Below are 20,114 nucleotides of genomic sequence, written 5' to 3' on the forward strand. Positions count from 1 at the left end.
GTGACTCCTTGCGGAAAGCAGTGAAGGTGGGAGGTGAGAGAAGGCCGTGCTCAGCCGAGCTTTCCGACCTTGCGGGCGCTCAGGTCGATCACCAGGTCACGGCTGTCGATCCAGGGCCCGTTCTTGACCTTCGGGAAGAGCCGCACGCACCGGTGCTCGCCGCATGCGTCGAGGACGGCGGGCTGGGCGCCGGACGTCGCGCGGTAGACCATGCTGTTGAGCATCAGCTGGTCGGGCGAGGTCAGTTCCTTGCCGGTGGCGTCCTTGAAGTCCGCCTTCAGACCCGCGCCGAGCGGGTCGGCGATCAGCAGCTTGGCGGCCTCGATCATCTCGTCGCGGCTGATGGGCGGCTGGACGTCGTGCTGGGTGCCCGTCTTCTCGACCTTCCCGGTGTCGAGGTTGACGGTCTTCGTGACGAGCGTGTCGTTCTTGTAGTCGTAGAACGACACATCCGCGCGCCGGGGCGCGTTCGGGTCGTCCAGTTCGTTCGCCTCGGGTTCGGCGAGGTCGACGCTGATGCGCTGCGGGCCGCGCTTGCCCTCGACGTTCTCACTGGCGCTGAACGACTGCTGGTTCAGCGCGATCCGCTGGACGCGCTTCATCTCGTCGTCGGTCAGCGGGTCGCGGCCCTTGCCCTTGTCGCCCTGGGCCGGCGCCTCCTCGACGACACCCGGCTGCACCGCCGACTGTCCCTGCTGCCCGGCCTGTTGCGAGGTCCCGTTGGCGCCCTGGCCCCCGCCCGAGTCGTCGGCCCCCGCCGTGCCCGGCAGTGTGATTCCGACCATCACGGCCGTCCCGGCCACCGCTATGGCCGCACCTGCCACCACCTTGCCCAGATGGCGGTGCACTATCTTGCGCACATTTCCCCCTACTCCCCCTATGACATCAGGAGTCGCTTGAGCCCCACTGGTCGGCATACGACGTATGCCTGGTCATCGGGTAAGAGGGACGTAAGTCATAGGAGGTTCCATCACTTTCGGGGAGACTCGGCTCGGAGTCGCCCCCAGGGGCACGGCACTACTGGAAGAGTCGTATCCATGCAGGTCTGGCCTGGAGAGGCATATCCACTCGGTGCCACGTACGACGGCGCCGGTACCAATTTCGCGGTCTTCTCGGAGGCCGCCGACCGTATCGAGCTGTGTCTGCTGCACGACGACGGCTCGGAGACGGCGGTTGAGCTGCGCGAAACCGACGCGTTTGTCCGGCACGCGTATCTGCCGGGGATCATGCCCGGACAGCGGTACGGCTTCCGGGTGCACGGGCCGTACGCGCCCGGCCGCGGGCAGCGCGCCAACTCCGCGAAGCTGCTCCTCGACCCCTACGCGCGCGCCATCAGCGGCTCGGTGAAGTGGGGCGAGGAGGTGTACGGCTATCCCTTCGGGACCCCCGACAAGCGCAACGACCTGGACTCGGCGCCGCACACCATGTCGTCGGTCGTGGTGAACCCGTACTTCGACTGGGGCGACGACCGACGTCCGCGCACCGAGTACCACCACACGGTGCTCTACGAGGCCCATGTGAAGGGCCTCACGATGATGCACCCGGAGCTGCCCGACGAGCTGCGCGGCACGTATGCGGCACTGGCACACCCGGCGATCATCGAACACCTGACGGAACTGGGCGTCACCGCACTGGAACTGATGCCCGTTCACCAGTTCGTGAACGACCACCGTCTGGTGGACATGAACCTCAGCAACTACTGGGGCTACAACACGATCGGCTTCTTCGCCCCGCACAACGCGTACGCCTCCTGGGGCGATCGCGGCCAGCAGGTCCTGGAGTTCAAGTCGGCGGTCCGCGCGCTGCACGAGGCCGGCATCGAGGTCATCCTGGACGTGGTCTACAACCACACGGCCGAGGGCAACCACCTGGGCCCGACGCTGTCCTTCAGGGGCCTCGACAACGCCTCGTACTACCGCCTGGCGGACGACCCCCGCTACTACATGGACACCACGGGGACCGGCAATTCCCTTCTGATGCGCTCCCCGCACGTGCTCCAGCTGATCATGGACTCGCTGCGCTACTGGGTCACCGAGATGCACGTCGACGGGTTCCGCTTCGACCTCGCGGCCACGCTGGCCAGGCAGTTCCACGAGGTGGACCGGCTGTCGTCCTTCTTCGACCTCGTCCAGCAGGACCCGGTGGTCTCCCAGGTGAAGCTGATCGCCGAGCCGTGGGACGTCGGCGAGGGCGGCTATCAGGTGGGCAACTTCCCGCCGCTGTGGACCGAGTGGAACGGCAAGTACCGCGACACCGTACGGGACCTGTGGCGGGGCGAGCCGCGCACACTGGCGGAGTTCGCGTCCCGGCTGACGGGCTCGTCGGACCTCTATCAGGACGACGGCCGCCGCCCCCTCGCCTCCATCAACTTCGTGACCTGCCACGACGGCTTCACGCTGCACGACCTCGTCTCGTACAACAACAAGCACAACGAGGCCAACGGCGAGGACAACCGCGACGGAGAGAGCCACAACCGGTCCTGGAACTGCGGTGCCGAGGGTGACACCGACGACGAGGACGTCCTCGCCCTGCGGGCCCGCCAGATGCGCAACTTCATCGCGACGCTGATGCTCTCCCAGGGCGTGCCGATGCTCAGCCACGGCGACGAGTTCGCGCGCACCCAGGGCGGCAACAACAACGCGTACTGCCAGGACAGCGAGCTGGCCTGGGTGTCGTGGCCGGAGGGCGGCAGCGAGCTGCTGGACTTCACGCGCGCGATGGTGTGGCTGCGGCGCGACCATCCCGTCTTCCGGCGACGCCGTTTCTTCCACGGGCGGCCTGTGCAGGGCACGCACGACGAGCTGTCCGACATCGCGTGGTTCACCCCCGAGGGCGAGGAGATGACCCAGCGCGACTGGGGCTCCGCGCAGGCGCGGGCGCTGTCCGTCTTCCTCAACGGCAACGCGATCTCCGAGCCGGGCCCGCGCGGGGAGCGCATCGCCGACGACTCCTTCCTGCTGCTGTTCAACGCCTCGCCGAAGGCGCTGGAGTTCGTGGTTCCCGTCGACCACGGACGGCAGTGGCAGGTCGTGGTCGACACCTCCCGCCCGGAGGGGGTGGCGCCGGGGACGGGCGCCAAGGTCGAGGCCGGGGACCGGCTGACGCTGGTCGACCGGAGCCTGACGGTGCTGCAGCGGCCTGCCTAGGCGGGCTTGTTCTCCTCGGGCACGCGCGCGTGGGGGTCGTTGTCCGGGTGCACGCGCGCGTGGGGGTCGTTTTCGGTTTCGGTGTACGTCGTCGGGCGCGCCGTCAGTGCGAGGGCACAGGCGGGCGCGGCGAGCGCGCTTCCGACCGCGAACGCGGCGGTGGGGCCGCAGGACTCCGCCAGGCGTCCGGTGAGGGCCACGGCGAGGGCCTGGCCACCGACCATCGCGCTCGTCGCGACGGCCATCGCCTCGGCCGGCCGCGCCGGCGGCACGGCCCGCTCGGTGAGCCGCAGGCCACCTGCCCGGCGGCGAGCGCGCCACCGACCAGCCCCGCTGTCCCCAGCGAGCCACTCGTCCGCGCGACGAGGAGCACATTGCCGAACTGGATGGTGACGTGGGCAGCCGACCGAGGAAGGACACGACGGGGAGCGCCGCACCGGTCAGAGCAAGGACGCCGAGATAGGCATCAAGCGTGCTGTTCACACGGTGGGGCGTGTCCCTCGTGCCGGCCGTGCCGAGGAGCGGGCCCGGCGTACCGTCCGTGCCGAGAGGCTCATCCTGCATCCCGTGCGTGTCGTGACGCGCGTCCCGCGTCCGGTTCACCCAGCCGGTCGGGGCCGGTGCGTCCTTCGCGTCGACGTGCGGCACCGGCGTCGTGCCCTCCGCGCCGTGTGCCGCCGCGCCCCGCGTTTCCCATCATGCGACGCCAGCCACGCGTGCGGGCCCGTATGCATGCGTCGATGACACGAAACGCGGCGGGGCGGGTACGTAGGTTCGCATGACACCTGAGCGTCCCGACCCGGTGATTGCGGACTCGGCGGTCGGCCCGGTGGTTCCCGCCGTGCCGACCGCCACGTACCGGCTGCAGTTGCAGCCGGAGTTCCCCTTCGGGGCAGCCGAGGCGGCCGTGCCGTATCTGGCCTCGCTCGGCGTCTCGCATCTTCACCTCTCGCCCGTGCTGGAGGCCGTCCCGGGCTCGACGCACGGCTACGACGTGGTGGACCACGCGCGCGTGCGGGCCGAACTGGGCGGCGAGGAGGGGCTGCGCTCCCTGGCGCGCACCGCGCGGGAGCACGGCCTGGGCCTCGTCATGGACATCGTGCCGAACCACATGGCGATGGCCCCGCGCCACAACCGCCCGCTGTGGGAGGTGCTGCGTGAGGGCCCCGAGTCGCCGTACGCGCGCTGGTTCGACATCGACTGGGACGCCCAGGACGGTCGGTTCCTGCTGCCGGTGCTCGGGGGCCGGCTCGGCACGGAGATCGACCATCTGAAGGTCGACGGTGACGTACTGCGCTACCACGACCATGTGTTCCCGCTACGCGAAGGCACCGAGAGGCTGCCGCTGCCGCGACTCCTCGACGCCCAGTGGTACCGCCCCGTGTGGTGGCGGCTGGCCCGTACGGAGCTCAACTACCGCCGCTTCTTCAGCATCTCGGAGCTCATCGGCGTGCGCGTCGAGGACCCCGAGGTGTTCACGGCGACCCACGCGAAGATCCTTGAGCTGCTCGACGACGACGTGATCGAGGGGCTGCGCATCGACCACCCGGACGGACTCGCGGACCCGGACGCGTATCTGCGCCGCCTGCACGAGGCGACCGGGGGCCGCTGGACGGTGGTCGAGAAGATCCTCGCGGACGGCGAGCCGCTCCCGGCCGCGTGGCCCGTCGCCGGCACCACCGGCTACGACGCGCTGCGGCACGTGGACGGCCTCTTCACGGACCCGGCGGGCGCGGGTGAACTGCTCGGCCAGTACCGACGGTTCGCGGCCCCTCAGGCCGACCGGGGCGGCCACTGGGAGTCGACGGTGCGCAGGGCGGCGTACAAGGTGGTCACGCACGAGCTGGCCACGGAGGTCGACCGCCTCACGCGCGTGGTGAGCGCTGTGTGCGCAGCGTCCCCGGACCCGGCATTGCGCGATCACGCCCCCTGGGCCCTGGCCACCGCGCTGCGGGAACTCCTCGTACGCCTCGAGGTGTACCGGCCCTACCCCTCCACGGACGCCTCCCTGGTGGTGACCGAGGAGGCCGCCGAGGAGGCCCGGGCGGTCTTCACGGTGCCCGAGGAGGCACATGCCGTGGACGTCGTACGGGATCTGGTGATCGGGCGGGCCGGTGACGGGCCCGGTCACGCGGAGTTGAGGGCCCGGTTCGCGCAGACCTCGTCCGCGTTGCGGGCCAAGTCCGTGGAGGACACGGCGTTCTACCGCTATGTGCCCCTCCTGTCCGCCAACGAGGTGGGCGGCGACCCTGGCGCTCCCGCCGTGTCCCCGGAGGACTTCCACGCCTACTGCGCGCGCGTGCAGCGCGACTGGCCGGCCACCGGCACCGCCCTGTCGACGCACGACACCAAACGCAGCGCCGACGTACGCGCGGCGCTCTCGGTGCTCACCCAGTGCCCCGCACGGTGGGCCGACGTCCTGGCGGAGGTGACCCGGGGTGGCACAGGCGTGCCCGACCCGCAGCTGGCGTGGGCCGCGTGGCAGACGGTGTTCGCACTCGGCCCGGCCTCCGAAGAGCGTGTCCAGGGCGCCCTGTTGAAGCACGTCCGGGAGGCCGGACTGCACACCTCCTGGACGGAGCAGGATCCCGCGTACGAGGACATGGTCGGCGCCTTCGTCACGGAGGGGCCGTGCGGGACGCCCGGACGGCTCGTGACCGACTTCCGGGCCTCCCTGGCACCGCATGTGCGGGCGAACGTCCTGGGGGCCGCTCTGGTCCATATGACGATGCCCGGGGTCCCGGACGTCTACCAGGGCACCGAGGGCGAGTACCTGGCGCTGGTCGACCCGGACAACCGGCAGCCGTTCGCGCCGCAGGAGCGGCCCTCGGAGAAGGCCGCGCTGACGACGGCCGCGCTGCGGCTGCGCGGGCGGCGCCCGGCCGTCTTCGGCGACTCGGCGACGTACGCGCCGCTGGTGGCGCAGGGCCCTGGCGCCGGGCACTGTGTGGCGTTCGTACGCTCCGGAGAGGTGATCACGGCCGTCACGCGGATGTCGCTGCGGCTGGCCGAGGCCGGTGGCTGGCGCGACACCCGGCTCGCGCTCCCCGAGGGCCGCTGGGCCGATGTGCTCTCCCCGGGAAGGGAGTTCACGGGGCACGCGCGCGTGGAGGAGCTTTTCGAGCGGCTGCCCGTGGTGCTGCTGGAGCGGGTCAGCGGGGGCGCACCAGCAGGGTCCGGGGAGAGCGGCTGATCAGGCCCTGAGGGGCCGGCCGGAAGCCCGGGGCCCAGCGCAGGTCCGGCAGGGCGGTCAGCAGGGCGTGCAGGCCGTGTTCCGCCGTGAGCCCGGCAAGCAGCGCGCCCGGGCAGAAGTGCCGTCCGGAGCCGTACGCGAGCTCACCCGGGTCGGCGCGGAAGGCGTCGTAGCGGTCCGGGTCGGCGAACCGTGCCGGGTCGCGTCCCGCGGCACCCAGCAGACACGCCACGGTGGCGCCCGCCGGGATCGCGCCGATGGGCTCGACGGCCCGGCGCGAGACGACGTGCAGCGGCGGATCGCGGCGCAGCGACTCGGCCCAGGCACCGGCCGTGAGTGCGGGACGAGCGCGGATCATCCCCAACTGGCCGGGGTGGTCGAGGAGATTGGCGAGGAATGACGCGAGCGCGTGGGCGGTCGCCTCGCCGCCCGCGCCGAGGAGCGTCCCGGCCAGCCCCGACACGGCCTCGTCGGGCAACGGGTGCCCGTCGGCCCGGGCCGTGCACAGCGCGGACAGCAGATCGACGCCCGGGTGGGCACGGCGGCGGGCGATGTACGGGCGCAGGAACGCGTCCAGTTCGGGATGGTGGCCGCCCAGGTGGTCGAGGCCCGTACGGCACCAGGCATGGACGCGCGCGGTGTCCTCGTACGGCAGCCCGAGCGCGGCGACGGCCGCCGCGGTGGGCAGCCAGTGGCAGAACTCGGCGACGAGATCGGCCTCCTGGCGCGCGGCGAGACGGCGGGCGAGGACATACGCCGTGCGTTCGACACCGGCGGTCAGGGCAGCCAGCGCGGCCCCGCGGAACGCCGGTGAGACGAGGGCCCGGTGCGCGCTGTGCGTGCCGCCCTCCAGGTGGGCGAGGGTGCGCCCGGGCGGCGGCACGACGAGCCGCGGGTCCGCGAGCGCGGCGCGGACGTCGGCGTACCGGCTGACCAGCCAGGCGCCGAAGGGCTCGTCGTACACGAGGGGATGCCGCTCACGGAGGGTCCGGTACAGCGGGTACGGGTCGCGCTCGGTGCCGGGGGCGAGCAGGCTCGGCGGCGCCGAGCCGCTCTCCGGGCGCGGGCACATGGCCTCGGCCCCGCTCGGTGGCGCCAACGGTCTCTCGAGCGCGGGCGGGCCCTGCGGCGCGAACGGATTCACCACCCCGGTCCCCCGGGGCGCCGACAGCGGCCGCGCGGGCAGTGCTCCCGTCGGCGCGGGCGCGTCTTCGCCGGGAAGGCCGTGAGGACACAGCACCGGCGGCCTCCCACCTAGGATGTGCGCGCCGGACCTACGCGCGATAGTTCTCAGCCGACCACCGATGTGATCGGACCGCAGTCCCCGTACGCCCGAACGGGTGAAGTGGGCGCATCGGCGCAGGCCCCTCACCACCCGTCGGTGGCACCGGCGGGAAGCGGGGCGGGGCACGTCTCCGGAGCAGGTCGGCGGAGAGCGCCACACCCTCCTCACCGACAGCGAGCCACGCAGTCCTGGCCGAAGGCACGCCACGCAGTCCTCGCCGACGGTGAGTCCTTCCTCTGGCGGTGCACACCCCCCTGCCAGCGGTAAATGCCACCTGGCGCCCCCGGGAGCCGCCCCGTCAACTCCTTGACAGTTCACTCAGTCCGTGGAGTACTGCGGAAAGCGACGCAGGGCGGACAAGTCGGGGGTGAGTCTCCTGCCGGAGTTGCGCTACCCCAGTGTGACCGAAATCGTCTCGTCCGCCCGGGCGTTGGCGGCTCACCGACCCGGCCTGTGCGTCCTCAGAGAAGTGGGCGTCTCGCGCGCGGGCAGACCTCTTCACCTGCTGTCCGTCGGCCACGCGCGGCGCGCGGTCCTCGTCGTGGCGGGCGCCCACGCGAACGAACCGACGGGCGGTTCGACCCTGCTGGCGCTGGCCGAGCGCGCGCTGCTCGAGTGGGAGTTGCGGGCCGAGACCTCCTGGCACTTCCTGCTCTGCGCGGACCCGGACGGGGCGAGCCTCCATGTGACGCCCGCGCCGCGCACACTGCTCGACTACCACCTGGGTTTCTTCCGTCCGGCCGGCCCCGAGCAGCCGGAGTGGTCGCCTTCCGTGCTGCCGCCCGACCGGCTGCCGCCCGAGACCCGCGCCCTCACCCGGGTCATCGACGAGCTGCGGCCCTACCTCCAGGTGACGCTGCACGGGACCGATCTGGGCGGCAGCTGGGTGCAGTTGACCAAGGACATCCCGGGGCTGGCCGAGCCGTTCGCCAAGTCCGCGGCGGAACTGCACATCCCGGTGGAGACGGCCGCCTCGGACGCCGCCGGCTGGCCCGCCTCGGGGCCCGGGGTGCATGTGATGCCGGCGCCCGGCTCGGACGCGGCGTACCCGAGCATGCCCGACGACGCCCGGCACAGCACCTGGTACCACGCCCACCGGTACGGCGGGCTGACCGCTGTCGTCGAGGTACCGATGTGGGCCAGCGACCTGGTGGACGATCCGGCGCCGCACCCCGCCCCCGCGGCGGCGATGCGGCGGCTGGCGCGCCGACTGGTGCGTGACGCACTCCAGGTGGAGGCGGTGCTCACGGAGGCCCTGCCGCGGCTGCCTGGACCCGACGGGCCGCTTCTGCGCGCCGCGAAGTGGGCGCTGGAGCTGGTGCCGGGCCTGGCCGACGACTGGATCCAGACGCCGCCTCCGGACACGACGATGGCGTACGTCGGCAGTGTCGACGCGTTCGGCCGCCGGCTCCCGCTGCGGGCCGCCGCGATGCTGCTGCGCGTCCTCCGGGAGGCCGACGACCGCGAGGCGCAGCGCCTCGAAGCCCTCGTCGCAGCGTGGAGCGACGCGTTCGCCCAACGGTTCCGCGCCCGCTGGGTGCCGCTGGAGCACCAAGTCGAACACCAGGCCCGTACGGTGGTGGCGGCGGCGCGCCACGCGCGCGAGAACGCGGCGTGAGGGGTTTTCGAGGCGTACGCGCGCGTGCCGGTCCACCGCCCGACTCGATCCGATCAGTCCGCCGTCTCGAACACCGCTCCCGTCTCGGCCACCATCACGCAGGAGTTCGCGAAGGTATGCGTGTAGGCGACGCGGCGGCCTTCCCATACGCCCTGCGCCGACGCGGTCACCGGGGCGTAGATCAAGGGGCACAGGGCGTCGGCCCGGGGCGGGATGCGGGAGATGTCACCTCCGGCGGCGCGGAGTTCCTCACAGGCCTGTGCCGCGTGCGGGTGTCCCAGGGGCGGGTCGCAGAGCAGCAGGGTGCCGGGGGTGCCGTTGGAGTGGGCGTCGCCGGGCGTGACGGTGAGGTAGAGCCAGTTGCCGGACAGGGACTCCTGGGGTGCCGCCTGGACCGGGGCGGCACCCACCGTGAGGAGGACGGCGACAGCGAGCAGACCGGCACGTACCGCTTGAACGGTTCTCGCTTGAACGGTTCTCGCTTGAACGGTTCTCGCTTGCATGGTCTGCGCCTGAAGGGTTTTCGCTCGAACCGTCTTCGTCGGAGTGGATTTCGTCATTCCAGGTGCATCGGCACCGCCGGCTCCGAACCCCACCCGGACTCACCCGAACGGGAGCGCGCGGGCGCGAGTCGCCCGGCGAGTTCGAATGAGGCGAGCACCACGCGCGCCTGGTACTCCACCTGGCGGGCGACCGGGATCCAGCGCGCCCCGCAGCCCTCGCGGTAGTCGGCGCACCACTCGTCGATGAGCCGGTCGAGCTCCGGCAGCACGCCGCAGGGGTCGTGCCCGGAGGCGGACACGAGCTGATGGAGCAGCCCGGCCGTGCGCAGCGCCACCCGGCGTCCCGCGAGGCGCAGCGCCGTCAGACGAGCGGTGTCGAGCGGCGGCAGGGGGCGCGCCCCGGCGTCGTACACGTCGGGGTCCCAGGAGTCGGCGAGTCCGGGGCCGACCAGTAAATAGTCGTCGACGGGCGCGAGGAGGCAGGCCACGTCCGGGGAGGCGCCGAGGCTGGGCCGTACGCGCGCGAGGATCCCCTCCAGGAGCCCTGTGTCGCGGCGCAGCATGCGGCTGATGGTGCGCAGCATCGCATCGGCGTCGGCGGGCCGCGTGGGGTCCTCCACGGCCGCGACGCCCCACATGGGGGCCTCGACGACCGCCGTCACCGTGCCGTACGGGTGCGGGTGGAACCAGGTGGACTCGACCGCCGCCTCCGTGATGGCGGCGGCCAGGCCGCCCCTGCGCGGCGGCGGGATGCGGTAGACGGCGGGCCCCAGAGCCGGCCAGTACAGGGTGTCGTACGGGCCGAGTTCGCGCGGGATACCGAGGCGCGCGGCAGTGTGCGCGACGCGCTGGGCGAGGCCGGGCAGTTCGCGGGTCAGCTCGACGAAGGCGCCCCCGACGTCGACACCGTGGAGGGAGCACTGCAGGAAGGGCCGCAGTTCGTCCTGGAGGTCGAGGAGGGCGCGGGTCTCGGGGAGGGTGGCCCCGTCCGCGCCCTCGGGCAGCCATTCGGGCTGCTCCAGGAAGCCTGGCCGGAAGAAGTGCCGGAAGTAGTTGCCGAGGGCGTACGGGCCCGACAGCCAGGCCTCGTTGCGGCGGGCGCCATCGGGATCCAGGCACAGCAGCAGGTTCCAGGTGGCGTCCGCGCCCTCGGTCAACCGGGGGTCGGCGAGCGCCCGTTCGGCCAGGCGCAGCGCTGTGGCACCGCCGACGGGTTCGTTGGCGTGCGGTCCTGCGACGACGAGGGCCTGGCGACTGCCGTGACCGACGGACAGGAGCCACAGCGGCGTGCCCGCCCGTGAGGTGCCCACGCGGCGCAACCGTGCGTCCTTCGGCCGGCGGGCGACGAGCGCGGCCGCACGGGCGCCCAGCTCGTCCACGGTCGGGTAGCGGAGGAGTGGTGGCAGGGCACACCTCCACTTATGTGGTGCCGTCGGTTCACCTGATGTGCATGGTGTACGCACAGTCAGTCACGGCTCTGGGGGTACGTCAACACCACGGAACGTAAGGGATGTTGAGGAAATCGGTGGGTGAATCCCAGGCCAGAGGTCGATGCGACCGGGCCTGCCCCATGCAAGGCGGACGTCGCACTCACTCGCGCACAGCGGCACACCAGACTCGCTCCGCCCCAGGGCGGAACGTCAGACTCGCTCCCACCCAGAGCGGCACGTCAGGGCTCCCTCCGAGGCGGGCCCTCAACGCCTCGGGTCAGCCGCGACGCCACAGTTCAATTCGACGCCACGGTTCACTCCGACGTCACGGTTCACTCCGCCGCGAGGCGGAACGTCATCCGCCCGAAGCCGATCTGGTCGCCGTCCCTGACGACGGCGGCCCCGATGACGCGCCGTCCGTTGACGGTCGTGCCGTTCGTCGAGCCCAGGTCGCGCAGCACCCAGAGCCCGCCCTGCCGGCTCAGCTCGGCATGCACCCGGGACACCGTCTCGTGGTTGAGCCGCAGTCCGCTGGCGGGGTCACGGCCTATGCGCAGCGGGTACGGGTTGCCCGGGTGGGGCAGCAGCAGCTTCGGGAGCCGCTCGGCCTGCCAGGCCCTGCGCAGTCGCACGGTGAAACCGGAGACCGCCTCCACGGTGCCGAACACCAGTTTCGACCAGCGGCCCTCGGTGGGCAGGTCGGCGGTGAGCACGGCGAGTTCGTCGGACCTGCGAGCGGCGAGCGCAAGCTCCATGCGTCGGATGAACGTGTCGTGCGAGAGGCGACCGAGGGCGACGCCGTCACGGAGCGCCTTGAGCGCCCGGTCGCGCTCCGCGTCGGACAGCCGCGCGGGGTACGTGTGGAACTCGAAAGACGACGTCACGCTGGTGATTGTCGGGCAGCGAGAGCGGGGTGTCCAGAAAACACGGAAACGGCCGCTGCGGCCGGACGGAGTGTTCCGCGTGACAAGAGGGCGGCAAACACGCGGCAAAAGGGTGGATTCGAAAGCGAATTGATCTCACGTGAAGCACCATGGACAGGCTATGTCACGGTGAGCTGACAAGGGGGAACCGTCTGTGCGGTTCGAGGTGTGGGCACCGCAGGCCGACCGGGTGACGCTCCATTGCGCGGGCGCCACGCGCGCGTTGGAGCGCGACCAGCAGCGTGCCGGGTGGTGGACGGGTGACGCGGACGCGCAGGACGGGACGCGGTACGGGTTCGCGGTGGACGACGGCCCCGTGCTGCCCGATCCCCGCTCACGGCGGCAGCCGGACGGCCCCGACGGGTTGAGCGCGGTGGTCGACCAGGGGCGGTACGACTGGCGCACCGAGTGGGCAGGGCGTGCTTTGCCGGGCGCGGTCCTGTACGAGCTGCACCTGGGGACGTACACGCCCGAGGGCACATTGGACGCGGCCGCCGAGCGGCTCGGCCACCTGGCGGAACTGGGAGTCACCCACGTCGAGTTGATGCCGCTGTGCCCCTTCCCTGGACAGCACGGCTGGGGGTACGAGGGCGTCTCGCTGTGGGCCGTGCATGAACCTTACGGCGGCCCCGAGGCACTGAAGCGCTTCGTCGACCGGGCACACGAACTCGGCCTGGGCGTCGTCCTCGACGTGGTGCACAACCACCTCGGCCCCTCCGGCAACCATCTGCCGGCGTTCGGGCCGTACTTCACGGACACCCACCAGACGCCCTGGGGCTCCGCCGTGAACCTGGACGCGCCGGGTTCGGACGAGGTGCGCGCGTACCTCGTCGGCAGCGCGCTGGCGTGGCTGCGCGACTACCGGCTCGACGGGCTGCGCCTGGACGCGGTGCACGCGCTGCGCGACACGCGCGCGGTGCATTTCCTGGAGGAGCTGTCGACGGCCGTGGACGCGCTCGCCGACGACCTCGGCCGGCCGCTCTTCCTGATCGCCGAGTCCGACCTGAACGACCCTCGGCTCGTCACGCCGCGCGAGGAGGGCGGTCTCGGTCTGCACGCACAATGGAACGACGACTTCCATCACGCGCTGCACACCGCACTGACCGGCGACGCACAGGGCTACTACGCGGACTTCGCGCGCGCCCCGTTCCTGGCGCTCGCGAAAACGCTTACGTCGGGCTACTTCCACGACGGCACGTACTCCAGCTTCCGCGGACGCTCTCACGGCCGCCCGCTGGACCGTACCCGCGTCTCGGCACACCGCCTGCTCGGATACGCCCAGACCCACGACCAGGTCGGCAACCGCGCCCAGGGCGACCGGCTCTCGGCCACCCTCTCCCCCGGGCTGTTGGCCTGCGCCGCCGCGCTGACACTCACCGCGCCCTTCACGCCGATGCTCTTCATGGGCGAGGAGTGGGCCGCGGGAACGCCTTGGCAGTTCTTCACGGACCACACCGATCCCGAGCTCGCCGAGGCCGTACGGCGGGGCAGGCGCCGGGAGTTCGCGGCGCACGGCTGGGCCGAGGAGGACGTCCCCGACCCGCAGGACCCGGCGACCCGGAACCGCTCCTGCCTCGACTGGTCGGAACCCGAAAAGGCACCCCACGCGCGCGTACTGGCCTGGTACCGCGACCTGATCACCCTGCGCCGCCGCCAGGCCGACCTCTCGGACCCCGATCTCGCGGCGGTCAGGGTCGCCCACGACGCGCAGGCCCGCTGGCTGGCTCTGCGGCGCGGTGACGTCCGGGTGGCCATCAATCTCTCGAAGGAGACCGTGGCGATCCCTCTCGGCATTCGCCATGCGCGCGTGCTGGCCGCCTGGGAGCCCGTCGAGGCGCCGGACCCGGACGGGGTGCTCAGCGTGCCGGGCGAGTCGTGCGTCGTGCTGACCCAGGCATGAGGCTCTCGCCCGTCGGTGATGCCACAGCTGGTGACGAGGCAAGACGTGGCCTGACGCGACGCAGCGAGACGCGCCCCACGCGGCCCGGGCCCGGCCCTCTCGCCTACGGCGTCTCGTCCAGCCCGTCCCGCAGATCGGTGACCCGTTCCAGCAGGATCGCCTCCCAGGCGCGGCGCAGTTGTGTCTCCAGCAGCGGGACGGGACTGTCGTCACGGCCCTGGAGGCGGTCGGCGAGGCGGATCACGGTGTCGCAGCGGGCCAGCCACAGGCCGCGCAGGCAGGGGCGGGCACCGTAGCCGGCGAGCGTGGCGGCGCGTACGGCCGCGGGGGCGCCGACGGCGATCGCGAGCCCGGCGATGTCCTCGGCGGGGTCGCCGATCACCGCGTCGGTCCAGTCGAGGACGCCGCGCACCCGGCCGTCGGCGCTGACCACGAGGTGTTCGCCCTTGAGGTCGTGGTGCACGAGGATCGCGGCGGCGGGCTGCGCGGCGAGTTGGACCGCGGCGGGAGCGGTGAGCTGGGCCAGGCGGGCGGGGTCGAACTCGTCGGCGGCGGCGAGTTCCTCGGCGGCGTGCGCGGCGGCCGTGCGCAACGCCTCCAGGGAGCGCGGCGCGGTGCGCGGGACGCCGAGCGTCTCGGCCTGGCGTACGGGCACTTCGCGCAGCCCTGTGAGCAGTCCCGCCAGGTCTGCCTCACCGACGGCGGAGACGGCCTGCCTCTCGCCGGAGGCGCCGGGCAGTCTGGTGTCCAGGGTGCAGCTCAGTCCGCTCGCCCATTCGCCGTGCGCGACGCTCACCGGGATCGGGACTCCGATGTGGGGGCGTACCAGGTCGCGCAGCCGCAGTTCGCGACGCTGGCGTACGGAGGCGTCGCGGTCCTGGGCGAGCCGCAGCACATGGCGCGTGCCGACCCACCAGGTGGAGTGCTCGCCGCCCTCGGCGACGGGCCGCACGTCTGGTCCCGCACCCGCCGCAACGTCGTCGGCGAGCAGCGAACGGACCAGTCGGCGGACGGTGTCCGCGGTCGGTGTCGGTGCCTGGGTCATGGTCGCGCCGTTGTCATTGGGGGGGTTGGGGTGTTGAGGCCTCGGGGTCTTCGGGTCTTCGGGGCCTCGGGGCCTCGGGGCCTCGGGGCCTCGGGGCCTCGGGGCCTCGGGGCCTCGGGGCCTCGGGGAATGCTCCCGATGGTCGGTCAGTCGACGATCACCAGCTCGCGGGAGGTGGTGTTGAGGCGCCGTCCGCCGTCCTCGGTCACCGTCACGATGTCCTCGATGCGCACCCCGAAGCGGCCGGGCAGATAGATGCCGGGCTCCACGGAGAAGCACATTCCGGGTACGAGGGGCTGCTGTTCGCCCTCGATCATGTACGGCGGTTCGTGGGTGGTGACGCCGATCCCGTGCCCGGTGCGGTGGATGAAGTACTCGCCGTACCCGGCCTCGGTGATGACCGCGCGGGCCGCCCGGTCGACATCCTGGCAGGCTGCTCCGGGCCGCACCGCACGGAAGCCCGCCTCCTGGGCGGCGCGCACGATGTCGTGCACCTTGCGCTCCTCGTCGTCCGGTTCGCCGACGTGGACCGTGCGGGAGGTGTCGGAGCCGTAGCCGTCCTTGAGGCCGCCGAAGTCCAGGACGACCATGTCGCCGCGCTGGATGATCCGGTCCTCGGCCTCGTGGTGCGGGTTGGCGCCGTTCGGCCCCGAGGCGACGATGGTGAAGTCGACCTGGGAGTGGCCGAACCGCCGCAGCAGATCGGCGACGTCGGCGGCCACATCGGCCTCCCTGCGGCCGGCGAAGCGAACCTTCCGGATCTCCTCGAACGTTGCGTCCGCGGCCGCTCCCGCGGCCGCCAACCGCTCCAGTTCCGCCGCGTCCTTGACGGCCCGCAGCATCGGCAGGGCCTCGGTGAGGGCGACGTGGCGGGTGTCCGGCAAGCGCTTCTGGAGGCCGAGCAGATGCAGGGCCCAGGCGTTGTCGCTGACGCCGAAGCGTCCCTTGGGGGCGAGGAGGGACGCGGCCGCCTCGTACGGGTCCTTGCCGTCGGTCCAGTCGCGGAGAGTCAGCGCGGGCGCGCCGGTCGCCTTGGCCGCGTCGGGCGCCTCCAGAGTGGGCACGACCAGGACCGGGTCCTCGCCGGCCCTCAGCACCAGCAGAGTGAGCCGCTCGGTCTCCACCGGCCGGTATCCCGTCAGCCACACCAGATCGGGCCCTGGCGCCACCAGGACGCCGTCGAGCCCGGCGAGCGCGGCGGCCTCGGCCGCGCGCCGCATACGGGCCTCATAGTCACCGGCGGTGAAGGGCGCGGGCGTGCCGGTCATCCATGCCTCCGTGTGTCCGGAGTTCCCCAGGGGGCTACGGGCAGCATCCTGCCCTTCCGGTGAGGCGCGCGCGAGCCGGTTTCCGCCGCCGCGTGTCAGCTTTCCAGGGCGAGGCGTACCCCCAGGAGCAGCAGCACGCCTCCGGAGACCTGCTCCAGGCGCCGGCGCACGCCGGTCCGGGACAGCACGGCCTTCATCCGGCCGACGAACCACACGTACAGGCCGTAGTAGCCGACCTCGTAGACCGCCCACAGTGCTGCGAGACCGACCATCGTGGGCAGATGCGGGGCGCCCTCGGGCACGAACTGCGGCAGGAAGGACATCGCGAAGATGGCCGCCTTCGGGTTGGCGAGGTTGAGCAGCAGCCCGCCCCGGTAAGAGGCCCAGGCGCTCTTCTCCGCGTCCTCCCAGCCGCCGTCCACGGCTTCCTTGGAGCGGCGCGCCTGCCACAGCGTCTGGACGCCGAAGGCGACGAGCACGACGGCTCCGACGATCCGCATGACGTCGTACGCCATCTCGGAGGCGGCGAGCAGTGCGGTGAGGCCGAACGCGGCGACGACGCCCCAGATGAAGACGCCGGTCTCGTTGCCGAGCACGGTCAGGAAGCCGGATCGCCTGCTGCGCAGCGACCGCTTGATGATCAGCACGGTGCTCGGGCCGGGCGATGCCGCGATCAGAGTGCAGGCGCCGAGGAAGGCGAGAAGGGTGCTCAGCATGCAGCCATCGTGACGTGCCGCCTCTCGTGCGGCCAGCCCCATTTCCGGTTTCGTGCGGCACGTCTTCCTTGTGCGGCACGTCTTCCGGTTTCGTGCGGCGCGCCCTTTTCCGGCCACCCATCTAATGGCTGATCATTGCTGTCCCGTTAGAGCTAATGCCTAGATGTCCATAATCCATTAGGGTGACGAGGGGATGAGCATGCTCGTACTGGCGCACATCAGCGACCTCCATCTGGACCGGACCGCGCGGGCCACGGAGCGGGCCGAACGGGTGCGCGACCGCCTTCCACCACCCGCCCGTCGCGCTGCATCATCCGCTGCCGGACGCGTATCAGCTGCGCCAACCGCGCTCGCCGGCCACCCTGCTGGAGCGCAGGCCCGAGGTCGTGGGGCTCATCACCGGTCACGCGCATACGCCCGCGGCCACTGCTTTCGCCGGACGGCCGCTCGTCGTCGGCCCCGGTGTGACCTGGACGCTGCGGCTGCCCTGGGAGGGCGACGGGGTCGCGGACCGGGACGCTCCTCCTGGGTTCGCGTTTCATGTGCTGGACGACGAGGGGCGGTTGACGAGCCACTTCAGGGTCGCCTGAGGGGGCGTCGGACATGGCATTCGGGCGGAGGCGCCTGACGTCACGTCACGATCCCTGGCACCGTGGACAATTGCCGGCGGCTGCCGTTCGCGTGGCGCACGGTGAGCGTGACGGTGGTCCCAGGGTGCGCGGCCGCGACCGCGCGCGCGAGGTCGGCGGCCGACTCGATCCGGCTCTCGCCGAAGGCCAGCAGGACGTCCCCGCGGGTCAGGCCCGCCGTGTAGCCCGGGCCGGGGATGTGCACACCGACGACGAGCGCGCCCGCATCCTTGGGCGCGTCGACGGCCTCGACGCCGAGGGTGGCCTTCACTGGCTCCTGCCCGGGTGCCTTCGAAGGGGACTGACTTCCGGCCCCGGACGCCGACTTGGAGCCGCCCACCTGCGGCGCACCGGAGGTCCGCCCGGGTTGCCCCGCCGCCCCCTGCGCCCCGGCCTGCTTCTGAAGATCCGCCAGCTTGCTCATGCCGATCACGGTGGCGCCGACGGTGCCGAGTCCGACACCTGACAGGACCAGCACCGTCCCGACGAACAGGCCGAAGAGCAGACTCATCAACCGCTTGCCGCGCCGCCGCGCGGCGTGCGGGCGCCGAGGGCTGCCGGGCGGACGGCCGCCGACCGGCTCCCGACCGGGCATCGGCTTGGGACGCAACGCGGTCTGTTCCATGGATCGCCTCCGGCAGATGCTCTACGGACCGCCTCCGGCTCTTGCTCTACCCTGCGCCCCGGCGCGCGACGATCCACGAACGAGTGAGACTGTCAAGCGCGTTCGAGAAGTTTGTCCGCCATGGTCGCCGCGGCTCCCCGCAGCGATCCGCCGTGCACCAGTTCCCTGCGGTGCACCAGACGGGGCGCCACCAGCGGGACGGCCACCGCTCCGGGCACACCGGTGGCGGTCGTGCGCGGCAGCAGGGTCAGGCCGTGTCCCGAGGCGGCCAGGGTGGTGAGGGTATGGATGTCGGTGCCCTCGTAGCGCAGGGCCGGACGGAAGCCGCCGCTGCCGTTCGCGGCACGAAGCTGGTCGAGCGGCAGTCCCGCGCCGGGGGCGTCCAGCCAGCGCGCGTCGACGAGGTCGCCGAGGCGCACGCCCGTGCGCCGAGCGAGCGGATGGGATGTCGGGAGCAGTACGCAGACCGGCTCCTCGCCCACCCCGTGCGTGGTCAGCGGCGCCACGTCGGGCAGCCGGAGGGGGTCGCTGGGCGCGGCGAGCCCGTCGACGAGGCCGAAGTCCGCGGTGCCGGTGGCGACCGCCGCGGGGATGTCGTCGCGGGCCAGCACGCGCAGGGTCACGCCGGCGGCGGGGAGCGCCGCGAGGGTACGCGGTCCGAGCGCGGTCGGCGCGGCGGCAAGGGTCAGCCCGTGCTCGGGCGCGGCCGCCATCCGGGCGACGTCGGCGCGGGCCGCGTCCAGGCGCAGCAGCAGGGGTCCGGCGTGTTCGAGCAGCCGCTCGCCCGCGGCCGTGGGCGCGACCGGACGCCGGGTGAGCAGGGGTGCGCCGAGGTCCTGTTCCAGCGCGGCGATGTGCTGGGACACCGCGGACTGGGTGTAGCCGAGCTCGCGCGCGGCCTCCGAGAAGGACGCGAGCCGGGCCACGGTGACATACGTACGCAGGAGATGCGGGTCCATGCGCTTCAGGATCCCGCACCCCATCAGCATTGCTTATCGAGGGTGCAGAAATCATCGTTGGACGTGAACCATGAGGCCCGCCCAGGATGAACGGCATGACCACGAACACCGCACGGACCGCACGGATCGCCCTGGTCGGCGACCGCTCCCCGAACGTCGTCTCGCACACCCGCGTCCCGCTCCTCCTCGACGCGCTCGCCGCCCGCGACCGGATCGTCCTGGACGCCTACTGGGTCCCGTCCGACGATGCCGAGGACGAGGAGGCGGTACGCGGCTTCGACGCCGTGTGGGTGCTGCCCGGCAGCCCGTACCGCAGTGAGGCGGGAGTGCTCACGGCCATCCGCACCGCGCGCCAGGACGGCGTCCCGTTCCTCGGTACTTGCGGCGGTTTCCAGCACGCCCTGCTCGAGTACGCCCGCACTGTGTGCGGTCTCGCCCGGGTCGCGCACGCCGAGAACGACCCAGGCGCCGACGACTTCCTCATCGAGCCCCTCGCCTGTTCGCTCGTGGGCCACGAGGCCACCGTCACGGTCGAGCCCGGCTCGCTCGCCCGGTCGGTGATCGGTTCCGAGCGGACGGTCGAGCGCTACTTCTGCGCGTACGGGCCCTCCCGCCACCTCGACACCCTGCGCGCGTACGGACTGCGCTTCAGCGGACATGACGAGGACGGACGCGTCCGCGTCGCCGAACTCCCCAGCCACCCTTTCTACCTGGCCACCCTCTTCCAGCCGGAGCTGTCCGGGGACGGCTCGCGGCCGCACCCGATCGTGCGGGCGCTCGCGCGAGCCGCCGTCGCCCACGCGGCCGTCGCGAGCGAGGGGCAGCCCGTTTGACCACAGGCGCACACGGCGGCGTGACATGATCGACGCGTTGT

At 72.2% G+C, this 20,114-nt stretch carries 16 protein-coding genes and 1 pseudogene; 6 read left to right on the top strand and 11 right to left on the bottom strand.

Annotated elements, in window-relative coordinates:
- Window positions 1–50 precede the first annotated feature (50 nt).
- The gene (locus tag ACIBK0_RS26080) at window positions 51–860 is read right to left on the bottom strand and encodes a Tat pathway signal sequence domain protein (protein WP_399084627.1); all 810 of its coding nucleotides are present in this window, start codon (window positions 858–860) and stop codon (window positions 51–53) included.
- Window positions 861–1,037: 177 nt separating this feature from the next.
- Between ACIBK0_RS26080 and glgX the strand changes: the two genes are divergently transcribed.
- Window positions 1,038–3,146 (top strand): glycogen debranching protein GlgX, encoded by a 2,109-nt coding sequence (gene glgX / locus ACIBK0_RS26085; protein ID WP_399084630.1) that lies wholly within the window; start codon window positions 1,038–1,040, stop codon window positions 3,144–3,146.
- Here glgX and ACIBK0_RS26090 read toward each other — a convergent pair.
- The gene (locus ACIBK0_RS26090; protein ID WP_399084633.1) at window positions 3,143–3,418 is read right to left on the bottom strand and encodes a hypothetical protein; all 276 of its coding nucleotides are present in this window, start codon (window positions 3,416–3,418) and stop codon (window positions 3,143–3,145) included. The genes glgX and ACIBK0_RS26090 overlap by 4 nt on opposite strands.
- Before the next feature lie 506 nt (window positions 3,419–3,924).
- On the opposite strand from ACIBK0_RS26090, the gene treY reads away from it, so the two are divergent.
- Window positions 3,925–6,339 carry a malto-oligosyltrehalose synthase gene (gene treY / locus ACIBK0_RS26095; RefSeq protein ID WP_399084636.1) on the top strand — a complete coding sequence of 805 codons (2,415 nt, stop codon included), beginning with the start codon at window positions 3,925–3,927 and terminating at the stop codon, window positions 6,337–6,339.
- Here treY and ACIBK0_RS26100 read toward each other — a convergent pair.
- Window positions 6,299–7,483 (bottom strand): cytochrome P450, encoded by a 1,185-nt coding sequence (locus tag ACIBK0_RS26100; RefSeq protein ID WP_399084639.1) that lies wholly within the window; start codon window positions 7,481–7,483, stop codon window positions 6,299–6,301. The two genes, treY and ACIBK0_RS26100, sit on opposite strands and share 41 nt — an antisense overlap.
- 508 nt (window positions 7,484–7,991) lie before the next feature.
- Between ACIBK0_RS26100 and ACIBK0_RS26105 the strand changes: the two genes are divergently transcribed.
- Window positions 7,992–9,242, top strand: coding sequence for a M14 family zinc carboxypeptidase (locus ACIBK0_RS26105; protein ID WP_399085089.1), 1,251 nt, complete (start codon window positions 7,992–7,994; stop codon window positions 9,240–9,242).
- Between the two features lie 53 nt (window positions 9,243–9,295).
- Here the strand turns inward: ACIBK0_RS26105 and ACIBK0_RS26110 are convergent, their stop codons facing one another.
- From ACIBK0_RS26110 to ACIBK0_RS26120, 3 genes are all read right to left on the bottom strand, one after another.
- The gene (locus ACIBK0_RS26110; protein WP_399084642.1) at window positions 9,296–9,652 is read right to left on the bottom strand and encodes a subtilase-type protease inhibitor; all 357 of its coding nucleotides are present in this window, start codon (window positions 9,650–9,652) and stop codon (window positions 9,296–9,298) included.
- Window positions 9,653–9,798: 146 nt separating this feature from the next.
- Window positions 9,799–11,124 carry a M14 family zinc carboxypeptidase gene (locus ACIBK0_RS26115; RefSeq protein WP_399084645.1) on the bottom strand — a complete coding sequence of 442 codons (1,326 nt, stop codon included), beginning with the start codon at window positions 11,122–11,124 and terminating at the stop codon, window positions 9,799–9,801.
- Between the two features lie 383 nt (window positions 11,125–11,507).
- The gene (locus tag ACIBK0_RS26120; protein WP_399084648.1) at window positions 11,508–12,059 is read right to left on the bottom strand and encodes an FHA domain-containing protein; all 552 of its coding nucleotides are present in this window, start codon (window positions 12,057–12,059) and stop codon (window positions 11,508–11,510) included.
- 193 nt (window positions 12,060–12,252) lie between these two features.
- Between ACIBK0_RS26120 and treZ the strand changes: the two genes are divergently transcribed.
- A complete protein-coding gene (gene treZ / locus ACIBK0_RS26125) occupies window positions 12,253–13,998 on the top strand; it encodes a malto-oligosyltrehalose trehalohydrolase (RefSeq protein ID WP_399084651.1) in 1,746 nt (581 codons plus the stop codon).
- A gap of 103 nt (window positions 13,999–14,101) precedes the next feature.
- Here treZ and ACIBK0_RS26130 read toward each other — a convergent pair whose 3' ends face one another.
- From ACIBK0_RS26130 to ACIBK0_RS26140, 3 genes are all read right to left on the bottom strand, one after another.
- Window positions 14,102–15,043 (bottom strand): aminoglycoside phosphotransferase family protein, encoded by a 942-nt coding sequence (locus tag ACIBK0_RS26130; protein WP_399084654.1) that lies wholly within the window; start codon window positions 15,041–15,043, stop codon window positions 14,102–14,104.
- Between the two features lie 146 nt (window positions 15,044–15,189).
- Window positions 15,190–16,311: an aminopeptidase P family protein gene (locus tag ACIBK0_RS26135; protein ID WP_399084657.1), complete on the bottom strand. Its 1,122-nt coding sequence runs from the start codon at window positions 16,309–16,311 to the stop codon at window positions 15,190–15,192.
- Window positions 16,312–16,406: 95 nt separating this feature from the next.
- Window positions 16,407–17,027, bottom strand: a complete 621-nt coding sequence (locus ACIBK0_RS26140; RefSeq protein WP_399084660.1) for a LysE family translocator — start codon at window positions 17,025–17,027, stop codon at window positions 16,407–16,409.
- Between the two features lie 281 nt (window positions 17,028–17,308).
- On the opposite strand from ACIBK0_RS26140, the pseudogene ACIBK0_RS26145 reads away from it, so the two are divergent.
- Window positions 17,309–17,617: pseudogene (locus tag ACIBK0_RS26145) on the top strand (phosphodiesterase); the annotation flags it as partial.
- Window positions 17,618–17,657: 40 nt separating this feature from the next.
- On the opposite strand, the gene ACIBK0_RS26150 reads toward ACIBK0_RS26145, so the two are convergent.
- Entirely contained in the window at window positions 17,658–18,281 is a 624-nt protein-coding gene (locus ACIBK0_RS26150) for a PDZ domain-containing protein (protein ID WP_399084663.1), read from the bottom strand.
- A gap of 92 nt (window positions 18,282–18,373) precedes the next feature.
- Window positions 18,374–19,240, bottom strand: coding sequence for a LysR family transcriptional regulator (locus ACIBK0_RS26155; protein ID WP_399084667.1), 867 nt, complete (start codon window positions 19,238–19,240; stop codon window positions 18,374–18,376).
- 95 nt (window positions 19,241–19,335) lie between these two features.
- Here ACIBK0_RS26155 and ACIBK0_RS26160 point away from each other — a divergent pair, with 95 nt between their 5' ends.
- Complete coding sequence (locus tag ACIBK0_RS26160; protein ID WP_399084670.1) at window positions 19,336–20,073, top strand: hypothetical protein; 738 nt, start codon at window positions 19,336–19,338, stop codon at window positions 20,071–20,073.
- Window positions 20,074–20,114 lie beyond the last annotated feature (41 nt).

It is taken from the genome of Streptomyces sp. NPDC050564 (genome assembly GCF_044457265.1).
Taxonomy (GTDB): Bacteria; Actinomycetota; Actinomycetes; order Streptomycetales; family Streptomycetaceae; genus Streptomyces.

Coding starts and splice junctions, on each gene's coding strand:
- glgX (WP_399084630.1), top strand. CDS start 1,038: ATGCAGGTCTGGCCTGGAGAGGCATATCCACTCGGTGCCACGTACGAC.
- treY (WP_399084636.1), top strand. CDS start 3,925: ATGACACCTGAGCGTCCCGACCCGGTGATTGCGGACTCGGCGGTCGGC.
- ACIBK0_RS26130 (WP_399084654.1), bottom strand. CDS start 15,043: ATGACCCAGGCACCGACACCGACCGCGGACACCGTCCGCCGACTGGTC.
- ACIBK0_RS26135 (WP_399084657.1), bottom strand. CDS start 16,311: ATGACCGGCACGCCCGCGCCCTTCACCGCCGGTGACTATGAGGCCCGT.
- ACIBK0_RS26140 (WP_399084660.1), bottom strand. CDS start 17,027: ATGCTGAGCACCCTTCTCGCCTTCCTCGGCGCCTGCACTCTGATCGCG.
- ACIBK0_RS26150 (WP_399084663.1), bottom strand. CDS start 18,281: ATGGAACAGACCGCGTTGCGTCCCAAGCCGATGCCCGGTCGGGAGCCG.
- ACIBK0_RS26155 (WP_399084667.1), bottom strand. CDS start 19,240: ATGGACCCGCATCTCCTGCGTACGTATGTCACCGTGGCCCGGCTCGCG.
- ACIBK0_RS26160 (WP_399084670.1), top strand. CDS start 19,336: ATGACCACGAACACCGCACGGACCGCACGGATCGCCCTGGTCGGCGAC.